Below are 11,058 nucleotides of genomic sequence, written 5' to 3' on the forward strand. Positions count from 1 at the left end.
GCCTCTCGCTCCTGTTCCCGGTTCGCCCGACCCGTAAGTTGGACCCGTGGCACTCCCCAACCTCACCCGTGAACAAGCCGTCGAGCGCGCCTCCCTGATCACCGTCGCCAGCTACCAGATCGACCTCGATCTCACCGACGGTTCCGGTCCCGGTGGCCCTCCCGGCGAACGGACCTTCCGCTCGGTCACCACGGTGGTTTTCGAGGCGCTCGCCGACGCCGACACGGTCATCGACATCGCCGCCGAAACCGTGCGCGGCGCCACGCTCAACGGCCGCGACCTCGACGTCTCCGGATACGACGAATCCACCGGCGTCGCCTTGCGCGGGCTGGCCGACCGCAACGTCGTCGTGGTCGACGCGGATTGCCGCTACTCCAACACCGGCGAGGGTCTGCATCGGTTCGTCGACCCGGTCGACAACGAGACCTACCTGTACTCGCAATTCGAAACCGCCGACGCCAAGCGCATGTTCGCCTGCTTCGACCAGCCCGACCTCAAGGCGACCTTCGACGTGCGGGTGACCGCGCCCTCGCATTGGAAGGTGATCTCCAACGGCGCGACGGTGTCGGTGAGCGACGGCCTCCACACCTTCACCACCACCCCGCGGATGAGCACCTACCTGGTCGCGTTGATCGCCGGTCCGTACGCCGAGTGGAAGGACGCCTACACCGACGAACACGGGGAAATCCCGCTGGGCATCTACTGCCGGGCGTCGCTGGCGCAACACATGGACGCCGAGCGGCTATTCGCCCAGACGAAGCAGGGATTTGGCTTCTACCACAAGAACTTTGGCTTGCCCTACGCGTTCGGAAAATACGATCAGCTGTTCGTCCCCGAGTTCAACGCCGGCGCAATGGAAAACGCGGGCGCGGTGACCTTCCTGGAGGACTACGTCTTCCGCAGCAAGGTCACCCGGGCCTCCTACGAGCGCCGCGCGGAGACCGTGCTGCATGAGATGGCGCACATGTGGTTCGGGGATTTGGTCACGATGGCCTGGTGGGACGACCTGTGGCTGAACGAGTCCTTCGCGACCTTCGCCTCGGTGTTGTGCCAAAGCGAGGCAACCGAATTCACGGAGGCCTGGACGACGTTCGCGACGGTCGAAAAGTCGTGGGCCTACCGCCAGGACCAGTTGCCCTCGACCCATCCGATCGCCGCCGATATTCCGGACCTGGCAGCCGTCGAGGTGAACTTCGATGGCATCACCTACGCGAAGGGCGCGTCGGTGCTCAAGCAGCTCGTCGCCTACGTCGGGCTGGAGCATTTCCTCGCCGGGCTGCGCGACTACTTCCGCACCCACGCGTTCGGCAACGCCACGTTCGACGACCTGGTCGCCGCGCTGGAGAAAGCGTCGGGACGCGACCTTTCCGACTGGGGTCAGCAGTGGCTGAAAACGACCGGGCTGAACACGCTGCGGCCCGACTTCGACGTCGACGGCCCGGGCGCCGAGGGCAAGTTCACCCGCTTCGCGGTGACCCAGAGCGGCGCCGCGCCGGGTGCCGGCGAGACCCGAGTGCACCGGCTGGCCATCGGCATCTACGACCTGGATGCTTCCGACGGGTCGGGAAAGCTGGTCCGGGTACGCCGCGAGGAACTCGACATCGAGGGCCCGGTGACGGAAGTTCCTGCGTTGGTTGGTGTTTCGCGGGGCCAACTGGTTCTGGTCAATGACGACGACCTGACGTACTGCTCGTTGCGGCTGGACGCCGAGTCGCTGCGCACCGCGCTGCAGCGCATCGCCGACATCGCCGAGCCGTTGCCGCGCTCGCTGGTCTGGTCGGCGGCCTGGGAGATGACGCGCGAGGCCGAACTGCGGGCCCGCGATTTCGTGGCCCTGGTGGCAGGCGGCGTGCACGCCGAAACCGAGGTCGGGGTGGCGCAGCGGCTGCTGCTGCAGGCGCAGACGGCGCTGGCGTCCTACGCCGAACCCGGCTGGGCACACGAGTACGGCTGGCCGCAGTTCGCCGACCGGTTACTGGAATTGGCGCGCGCCGCGCAGCCGGGATCGGATCACCAGCTCGCCTTCGTCAACACGCTGTGCTCCTCGGTGCTGTCGGCGCGGCACGTGGAGACTTTGGCGACGCTGGCCGACAGCGACCCGGCGGATCTGGGATTGCCTGGCCTCGAGATCGACACGGACCTGCGGTGGCGGATCGTGACGGCGCTGGCCACCGCGGGCGACATCGACGCCGACGGACCCGCCACACCGTTCATCGACGCCGAAGTCCAGCGCGACCCGACCGCCGCCGGCAAGCGGCACGGCGCCCAGGCCGCGACGGCGCGACCTCAGCTAAAGGTCAAGGAGGAAGCCTGGACGACGGTGGTCGAGGACGACACCCTGGCCAACATCACGGCCCGCGCGATCATCGCGGGCATCGCCCCGCCGGCGCAGCACGAGCTGCTCAAGCCGTTCACCGCGCGCTACTTCGAGGCGATCTCGGGCGTGTGGGCGCGCCGATCCAGCGAAGTGGCCCAGACGGTCGTGATCGGCCTGTACCCGCACTGGGACATCAGCGACGACGGCATCGCCGCGGCCGACAAGTTCTTGTCCGACCCCGAGGTGCCGGCAGCGCTGCGTCGCCTGGTGCTGGAGGGCCAGGCCGGGGTGAAGCGTGCGTTGCGCGCGCGCCGGTTCGACGCGGTTGAATAGGGCGCGAGCGTGCGTGTTTGTGCACCGACACGCCGCAGCTGACGTACAACTGCGCACGCCCGCGGATTAAGCCGGGGAGATTCCGGCGCTCAGCACGCGGATCGCGCTGACCAGCCCGTCCACCAGATCGCCCCGCTCGAATGCCGAGGAAGCCGCGGCGACACCCAGCGGTGCGGCCGACTCGGCGCCGCGACCGCGGACCGCGGAACCGTAGACCACCTCGATGACCTTCTGGTCGGGTGAGACCGCCAGCAGCACCGCGTTGTCCGGTGTCGGCACGTCGGCCAGAATTTCGCGGGCCCGCGCGGCGGTGTCGCTGCCCAGGTCGCCCAGGTAGATCGCGAAACGCGTCTTGGAGGACCGCGACCCGAATTTCAGCGCGTCGTCCACGGCGACGAGGTCTTTGGTGGGAAACGGGAAATGCACCGACAATTCGCCGGGCTCGGTGACCGCGGAGATCCGTCCGCTGGTGGTGATCACCGAGCCGTACGACAGCTCGGCGGGCTCCCTCGTCGCTACCTCACCACGTGCCACTGGCGCCACCTCCCACTGAGAATTCCGACGTGCCGTGTCCACCATGCCCGCCATGGGTGTGGCCGACCTCTTCACCGACGGCGGCCCACAGGATCGGCGGATGCGCCCACTTCTCCCCCAGCTTGTAGGTCGCCGGGTGCGGCCCCTTGTGGGACCAGATCAGCACCGACAGCACGACCACCAGCAGCAGGGGTATTCCGAGGAAGTACAAGTGGATTTGCAGAAGGCTCACGACGCAAACCGTATCCCACCAAGCGATCTACCGGTGCGCCCGGACACCAGATTGTTGCTCAGGCAGCACCTTCACCGAGGTATCGGGCCCACGCGGGGTCGAGCTCCTTGACCGTCGACAAGAGCCGCCAGTGCTGCCCCGTCGGCGGCATGGGCGGCCGGCGCAGTGCCCAGCCGAGCTCGCTGAGCAGCTTGTCGCCCTTGTGGTGGTTGCAGGTCGAGCAGCAGGCGACGCAGTTCTCCCAGGAATGATCGCCACCGCGGCTGCGTGGCACCACGTGGTCGACGGTATCCGCCTTCGACCCGCAATAGGCGCAGCAGAAGCGATCTCGGTGCATCAGCGCGGCGCGGGTCATCGGGACGCGCGCCCGGTAAGGAACGCGAACGTAAGACCGCAATTGAATCACCGAGGGAACGACGATCGAGCTGGTCGCCGAGTGGATAACCGGGCCGGCCGGGTCGTGATGCACCACGTCGGCCTTGCCGCAGATCACCATGACGATCGCGCGCCGCATCGGCAGCGCGGTCAGTGGCTCGTAGGTGGAGTTCAGCAGCAGCACCCGCCGGCGACTCCAAATGGAAGCGCTCTCCGGGCGGGCCGGCGGATGGATGTCAACACTGTGCAACGATGACGCGGTTGTGGGCCCGGTTAACCCTGCCGCGGCCACCTGACTGCGGTGGCTGCGGCGTCTCTTGCCCTGCGCCATAAATCCTCCGCGAACAGTCCACCATGATTCGTCGCCAATCGCACCCCTATGGCAGGTGAAACGCCGCCTCGAACCGATGAACAGCGGGAGCGGGATCGGGCCACCTCCGCGTGCCACCGCGACGATGCCCCACAATGGACCGCGATGGATGAGGTAGGACAGTCCTTCTATGACGCTGTCGGCGGTGCCGAGACTTTCCACGCGATCGTGTCGCGCTTTTACGCTCAGGTTCCCGAGGACGAGATCCTGAGCGAGCTGTATCCGCTGGACGATCTCGAGGGCGCCGAAGAACGCCTGCGGATGTTCCTCGAGCAGTATTGGGGCGGCCCGCGCACCTACTCTGACCGGCGCGGACATCCTCGCCTGCGGATGCGTCACGTCCCGTTCCGGATCACTCCCCTGGCGCGCGACGCGTGGCTGCGGTGCATGCAGACGGCGATCGCCTCCATCGATTCGAGGACGCTCGACGACGAGCACCGTCGCGAGTTGCTCGCCTATCTGGAGGCGGCCGCAGACTCCCTCGTGAACGCCCCTCTTTGATCTCTAGCCCAAATGCCCAGCAACTGAACGGAGCGGTATGAGCCCCGCAGCGTGGTGGTCGAGCGCGGTGTTTTATCAGGTATACCCGCGGTCCTTCGCCGACAGCGACGGCGACGGCGTCGGCGATCTGGACGGGCTGACGGCCCGCCTGGAATACCTCGAGCAACTCGGCGTGGACGCGATCTGGCTCAATCCGGTCACGGTCTCCCCGATGGCCGACCACGGCTACGACGTCGCCGATCCGCGCGACATCGACCCGCTGTTCGGCGGGATGGCCGCGATCGAACGGCTGATCGGCGCGGCCCACCGGCGGGGCATGAAGATCACCATGGACGTGGTGCCCAACCACACCAGTTCGGCCCATCGGTGGTTTCAGGCGGCGCTGGCCGCCGGCCCCGGCACCGAGGCACGGGAACGGTATTTCTTCCGCGACGGTCACGGCACGGACGGGGAGCTGCCGCCCAACAACTGGACCTCGGTGTTCGGCGGGCCGGCGTGGACCCGGGTGGTCGAACCCGACGGCAATGCCGGCCAGTGGTATCTGCATCTGTTCGACACCGAGCAGCCGGACCTGAACTGGGAGCACCCGGACGTCTTCGACGACTTCGAAAAGACGCTGCGCTTCTGGCTGGAACGCGGCGTAGACGGCTTCCGCATCGACGTCGCACACGGCATGGCCAAGCCGGCCGGCCTGCCCGATTCGCCCGACGTCGAGTCCAAGGTGTTGCACCACACCGACGACGACCCGCGCTTCAACAACCCGAGCGTGCACGACATCCACCGCGACATCCGCAGGGTGATCAACGACTACCCCGGGGCGGTGACCGTCGGCGAGGTCTGGGTCACCGACAACGCCCGCTGGGCGGAATACCTGCGACCCGACGAACTGCACCTCGGGTTCAATTTCCGGCTGACCAGGATCGACTTCGACGCCGCCGAGATCCATGACGCGATCCAGAACTCGCTGGCCGCCACCGCCCTCGAAGACGCCATCCCGACCTGGACGCTGTCCAACCACGACGTGGGCCGGGAGGTCACCCGCTACGGGGGCGGCGACCTCGGCCTGCGCCGCGCCCGCGCGATGGCGATGGTGATGCTCGCCCTGCCGGGCGCGGTGTTCATCTACAACGGCGAGGAACTGGGGCTGCCCGATGTGGAGCTGCCCGACGGGGTGCTGCAGGACCCGACGTGGGAACGTTCCGGGCACACCGAGCGCGGCCGCGACAAATGCCGGGTGCCGATCCCCTGGTCTGGCTCCGATCCCCCGTTCGGGTTCTCGTCCGCTGCCGACACCTGGTTGCCGATGCCCACGGAATGGGCGGCGCTGACCGTCGAAAAGCAGAGCGGCGATCCCGACTCGACGCTGTCGTTCTTCCGTCGCGCGCTCGAATTGCGCAAGCGCCGAGCCGAGTTCGACGGCGACGGTGTGGAGTGGCTGGAGGCGTCCGACGACGCGGTGATCTTCCGGCGTCCCGGCGGCCTGGTGTGCGCGCTCAACAGCGGCGAACAACCGGCGACGCTGCCGGCGGGAGAACTCATCCTGGCCAGCGCGCCGCTGGTCGACGGGAAACTCCCGCCGGACGCCGCGGCCTGGCTGGCGTAGCAGGCTCGGGCGCCACCGGCTGAATCCCGGTGGGCGTTTCGCCGCTGACTGCTCTATAAGTTGAGCATGGCTTCCTACGAGTGGGCAGTGATCGGTGCCGGGCCGGCGGGCATCGCCGCGGTGGGGAGGCTGCTGGATCACGGAGTCGCGGCCGCACGCATCGCCTGGATCGATCCTGCCTTCGCCGGCGGAGACATCGGCCAAAAGTGGCGGTCGGTGTCGAGCAACACCCACGTGGGGCTCTTCCTCGAATACTTCAACGGCTCCAAGTCATTTCGCTTCGCCGAAGCGCCACCCATGCCGCTGCGGGAAGTCGACCCCCGGGAGACCTGCGCACTGGGCCTGGTAGCCGAACCGTTGGTGTGGATCACCGGGCAACTACGTGAGCAGGTCGTCACGTTCACGACGACCGCCACCGCGCTGTACCTGGAGAACCGGCGGTGGCGGATCCACACGGAGCGGGACGACATTCTCTCCAAAAACGTGATCCTGGCCGTCGGCGCGGCTCCGAAGAAGCTGTGCCACCCCGGGCTGGAGGAGATTCCCGTGGAGGTCGCTCTCGATCCCGAGAAGCTCGCGCGGGAGCCGCTGCAGGGCGCGACGATCGCCGTCTTCGGCTCATCGCACTCGTCCATGATCGTGTTGCCGAATTTACTGCGCCATCCGGTCAAACAAGTGATCAACTTTTACCGTAATCCACTGAAATACGCTGTGTATTTTGATGATTGGATTCTCTTTGACGACACCGGCCTGAAGGGGCAGGCGGCGGAATGGGCGCGGGCGAACATCGACGGGGTGCTTCCGGAACGACTGGAGAGGTGCTGGACATCGAGCCCGGAGTTCTCCGAGCAACTGGCCCGGTGCGACCGGGCGGTTTATACCGTCGGCTTCGAACGAAGAAGCCTGCCCGAGACACCGCAGTGGGGCCGGCTGGAGTGCAACCGCACCAATGGAATCCTTGCTCCCGGCCTGTTCGGGGTGGGCATTGCGTTTCCTCAATATGCGCGAGACCCGTACGGGTACGGGCAATTCCGGGTGGGGCTGAAGAAATTCATGGACCATCTGGATGCCGTTCTCCCGCTGTGGCTGCGCTATGGCCCCTGATCAACCGGATGCGCCGCCCGCATCAGCCCAGCAGCAGCGCGGGATCGCCCCGGCGGCGATACACCGAACCGAAGCGGGCGTCCAGACGCAGCCACGTCGGCAGGATGCGGACCCGGATCAATTCGTCGGCGTCGACGGCATCGGGTGACTGCGGCAGGAAACCCATCGCGGTCAGCGCGAACACGCAGCGCATGGGCAACCCCACTTGCACATCGGCGGCGCTCACCTGAATGACCTCCTGGTCGAGCAGCGAAACCGGGGGTCCCTGAGAACTGCTGTGCTCCTTGGCAAGTCGCGCGCCGCGCTGTGCCAGGTCGAGCACCACCCGAGCCGGCAAGTCCTCGAGGTGGATGAAGCCGGACTCCGGGGGCAACGCGCCGCGCCACGCCGAGTCCATCGCGAACCCGGGATCGACGTAGCCCGAGTCGTCCATCGCGGACAGGCCACGCGCCAGCGCGTCCGCACCCACAGACAGATCCCCGGGCCGGACTTCACCTGCCACCACCCTGCTGGCCAGAACGTCGAAACCCGTTGCGAACCAGGCAGTCAGAAGCCCCTGCGGTCGCGTCCGCAGGCGGACGATCGCCGCCTCATCGAGTCGCAGCGCGCGATCGAGGAACGCGGCCAGATCCCTGCGGTGCTCGGCCCTCGACGGCGCCCCCAGCCACAGGCCGCGGTCGGCTACCTGATCCACCGTTGCAGATACTCCCGATGCTGCGGCGAGAGCCGCACCAGCCGCTGCTCCTCGATATGGACGGCGGCCAGTTGCGACTCGGCGATGACGGCGGGCTTCGACTCCGGATCCGCGTTGACCGAGCGCACCTCGTAGCCCAAGGTGAAGTCGACTGCTCGCAACCGCTTGGTCCAGATCGTCACCTGCAGCGGTGAGTCCGTCAGCCGCAGTTGGCCCTTGTAGGTGACCGTGACTTCGGCGATGAGCAACCCGATGGTTCTGATGTCGACCTCGAATGCCTCGCGCAGGAACTGGACCCGCGCCTCTTCGAGAATCGTGACCATGGTGGCGTGGTTGACGTGCTGGTACATGTCGATGTCCGACCAGCGCACCAGCACGGGCGCGACGAAGCCGATGCTCAACTCGATGATCCTCTTCCGCTCGTGCGGGTCATGCGACGGATTTGTCGCGCGGCGACGGACAGCGTCGCGAGATCCTTCTCCCCGTTTTCCTGGATCTCGATCAGTGTTCGGCGGGCCCGCTCGACCCTGGACGCGGACAGGTGTTCCCACTCGGCGATCTTCTCTTCACCGCTTTCGTCGGGCTCCCCGACCGCAAGCACGTCGAAGCACAGCGACCGCAACGAGGCGTAGATGTCGTCACGGATCGCCAAGCGCGCCAACGAGTGCCACCGGTCCCGTCGGGGCAGTTCGGATACCGCCGTCAGCAGGCCGTCGGTGCCGAGCCGGTCCATCAGGGCGAAATAGGTGTCCGCGACCTCGGCCGCTTCGATGTCGTTGATGTCGCCGATGTCGATGATGTCGAGCAGGCTGAAGTGGTACAGGCCGGCGGCCACGGTGTAGGCCAGGTCTTCGGGCGCGCCCTGGGAGGCGAATTCCGCGGCTTCTTTTTCGACGATCGCCTTGTCGTCACCGCGCAGCCATTCCGACATGCGCGGCGTCAGCGCCTTGACCTTCGCGGCGAACCGGTTGATCTCGGCGCCGACGGCCAGCGGCTGCGGACGGTAGTTGAGCAGCCAACGCCCGGCGCGGTCGACCAACCGCCGGGTGTCCAGCGTGAGCCGATCCGATAGCGGCACCGGCAGATTCGCCGCGCGGATGCGCCGCCAGATCTCCCCCACGCCGAAGATGGCGTCGGTGGCGACATAGGTGCGCACCGCGTCGACCGACCCGACTCCGACGTCTTCGGCGATCCGGAAGGCGTAGCTGATGCCGGCGGCGTCCACCAGGTCGTTGATCAGCATGGTGGTGACGATCTCGCGGCGCAGCTGGTGCGTGCGGATCTCGGGAGTGAACCGTTCCCGCAACGGTTTCGGGAAGTAGAGCGGCAACCGGGATGCGAACACATCCTGTTCGGTCAGTTCGGTCTCGAGCATCTCCTCTTTGAGGCCCAGCTTCACGTGCGCCATCAGGGTGCACATCTCCGGTGAGGTGAGCCCGATGCCTGCATCGGCCCGCCGCTGGATCTCCTTTTCCGAGGGCAGCGCTTCCAGCTCCCGGTTCATGCCGCGCTCGTCCACCAGGTACTGGATCAGCCTGGCGTGCACCGGCAGCAGGCTTCCCGCGTTCGCGCGGCTGGTGCCGATCAGGTCGTTCTGGTCCTCGTTGTCGGTGAGCACCAGTTGGGCGACCTCGTCGGTCATCGACTCCAGCAACGGTTTGCGCTCCTCCGCCTTGACCTTGCCGGCGGTGACCAGGGAGTCGATCAAGATCTTGATGTTGACCTCGTGGTCCGAACAGTCCACGCCGGCCGAGTTGTCCATCGCGTCGGTGTTGATCCGGCCGCCCGCAAGATCGAACTCGACGCGGCCCAACGCGGTCACGCCGAGGTTGCCGCCTTCGCCGATCACCTTGGCGCGCACCGCAGAACCGTTGACCCGCACCGGATCGTTGGTGCGGTCGCCGACGTCGGCGTCGGATTCGGACTCCGCCTTGATGTAGGTGCCGATCCCACCGTTGAACAGCAGATCGACCGGCGCCTGCAGGATCGCCTTGATCAGGTTGGGCGGGGTCATCTCGGTGACGTCACCGTCGATGCCCAACACGTCGCGGACCTGGGGGCTGACCGGAATGGACTTGTGCTCGCGGCTGTACGCCCCGCCGCCCTCGCTGATCAGCGACTTGTCGTAGTCGTCCCAGCTGGACCGCGGCAGGTCGAACATCCGCTGGCGCTCCTCCCACGAGGCCGCCGCGTCGGGGTCGGGGTCGAGGAAGATGTGCCGGTGGTCGAAGGCGGCGAGCAGCCGGATGTGCTTGCTCAGCAGCATGCCGTTGCCGAAGACGTCCCCGCTCATGTCGCCGACGCCGACCACGGTGAAGTCCTCGGTCTGGGTGTCGACATCCATCTCCCGGAAGTGCCGTTTGACGGCCTCCCAGGCGCCCTTGGCCGTGATGCCCATGGCCTTGTGGTCGTAGCCGACCGACCCGCCCGATGCGAACGCGTCGCCAAGCCAGAACCCGTAGGACTTGGCGACGTCGTTGGCGATGTCGGAGAACGTGGCGGTGCCCTTGTCCGCCGCCACCACCAGGTACGCGTCATCGCCGTCGCGCCGTATCACCTGCGGCGGCGGGCTGACGTTCCCGGTGGCGTGGTCGACGTTGTCGGTGACGTCGAGCAGCCCGGAGATGAACAGCTGATAGCAGGCGACACCCTCGTCGCGGGTGGCGTCGCGGTCGGCGGCGGCATCCCCGGTGGGCAGCGGTGGGCGCTTGAGGACGAAACCGCCCTTGGCGCCGACCGGCACGATGACGGCGTTCTTGACCGCTTGCGCCTTGACAAGACCCAGGATCTCGGTGCGGAAGTCGTCGCGGCGGTCCGACCAGCGCAGGCCGCCGCGGGCCACCGGGCCGAACCTCAGGTGCACGCCTTCGACCCGGGGCGAATAGACGAAGATCTCGTATTTGGGGCGCGGCAGTGGCAGCTCGTCGACCAGCTGGGCGTCCAGCTTGATGGCCAGCACGTTGCGGGCCCGGGCCGAGCCCTCGTGCGTGACAAA

10 protein-coding genes are annotated in these 11,058 nt (G+C 67.1%); 4 read left to right on the forward strand and 6 right to left on the reverse strand.

Annotated elements, in window-relative coordinates; all coding sequences use genetic code 11:
• The first annotated feature begins 46 nt into the window (after positions 1–46).
• Positions 47–2,650 carry an aminopeptidase N gene (gene pepN, locus Q0W90_RS00580; protein ID WP_297772619.1) on the forward strand — a complete coding sequence of 868 codons (2,604 nt, stop codon included), beginning with the start codon at positions 47–49 and terminating at the stop codon, positions 2,648–2,650.
• Between the two features lie 66 nt (positions 2,651–2,716).
• Here pepN and Q0W90_RS00585 read toward each other — a convergent pair whose 3' ends face one another.
• From Q0W90_RS00585 to Q0W90_RS00595, 3 genes are all read right to left on the reverse strand, one after another.
• A complete protein-coding gene (locus Q0W90_RS00585) occupies positions 2,717–3,184 on the reverse strand; it encodes a DUF5130 domain-containing protein (protein ID WP_297592561.1) in 468 nt (155 codons plus the stop codon).
• Positions 3,171–3,407: a hypothetical protein gene (locus Q0W90_RS00590; protein ID WP_297697643.1), complete on the reverse strand. Its 237-nt coding sequence runs from the start codon at positions 3,405–3,407 to the stop codon at positions 3,171–3,173. The genes Q0W90_RS00585 and Q0W90_RS00590 overlap by 14 nt, the downstream gene beginning before the upstream one ends.
• A 67-nt stretch (positions 3,408–3,474) precedes the next feature.
• Positions 3,475–4,122, reverse strand: a complete 648-nt coding sequence (locus Q0W90_RS00595; protein ID WP_297592559.1) for an HNH endonuclease — start codon at positions 4,120–4,122, stop codon at positions 3,475–3,477.
• Positions 4,123–4,266: 144 nt separating this feature from the next.
• On the opposite strand from Q0W90_RS00595, the gene Q0W90_RS00600 reads away from it, so the two are divergent.
• The 3 genes from Q0W90_RS00600 to Q0W90_RS00610 all read left to right on the forward strand — a co-directional run bounded on the left by Q0W90_RS00600 (position 4,267) and on the right by Q0W90_RS00610 (position 7,369).
• Positions 4,267–4,662 carry a globin gene (locus Q0W90_RS00600; RefSeq protein WP_297592557.1) on the forward strand — a complete coding sequence of 132 codons (396 nt, stop codon included), beginning with the start codon at positions 4,267–4,269 and terminating at the stop codon, positions 4,660–4,662.
• A gap of 37 nt (positions 4,663–4,699) precedes the next feature.
• Positions 4,700–6,265, forward strand: a complete 1,566-nt coding sequence (locus Q0W90_RS00605) for a glycoside hydrolase family 13 protein (RefSeq protein ID WP_297592555.1) — start codon at positions 4,700–4,702, stop codon at positions 6,263–6,265.
• Positions 6,266–6,352: 87 nt separating this feature from the next.
• Positions 6,353–7,369 carry an FAD-dependent oxidoreductase gene (locus tag Q0W90_RS00610; protein WP_297772635.1) on the forward strand — a complete coding sequence of 339 codons (1,017 nt, stop codon included), beginning with the start codon at positions 6,353–6,355 and terminating at the stop codon, positions 7,367–7,369.
• A gap of 22 nt (positions 7,370–7,391) precedes the next feature.
• Here the strand turns inward: Q0W90_RS00610 and Q0W90_RS00615 are convergent, their stop codons facing one another.
• The 3 genes from Q0W90_RS00615 to Q0W90_RS00625 all read right to left on the reverse strand — a co-directional run.
• Positions 7,392–8,063, reverse strand: coding sequence for a hypothetical protein (locus Q0W90_RS00615; RefSeq protein ID WP_297772624.1), 672 nt, complete (start codon positions 8,061–8,063; stop codon positions 7,392–7,394).
• On the reverse strand, positions 8,051–8,464 hold the full coding sequence (locus tag Q0W90_RS00620) for a thioesterase family protein (RefSeq protein ID WP_297592550.1): 414 nt from the start codon (positions 8,462–8,464) through the stop codon (positions 8,051–8,053). Before Q0W90_RS00620 ends, Q0W90_RS00615 begins: the two co-directional genes overlap by 13 nt.
• Positions 8,461–11,058, reverse strand: a 2,598-nt coding sequence (locus tag Q0W90_RS00625; RefSeq protein WP_297772627.1) for an NAD-glutamate dehydrogenase domain-containing protein, incomplete at its 5' end; no start/stop codon positions are given. The genes Q0W90_RS00625 and Q0W90_RS00620, both read right to left, overlap by 4 nt.

It is taken from the genome of Mycobacterium sp. (assembly GCF_025933915.1).
Lineage (GTDB): Bacteria > Actinomycetota > Actinomycetes > Mycobacteriales > Mycobacteriaceae > Mycobacterium.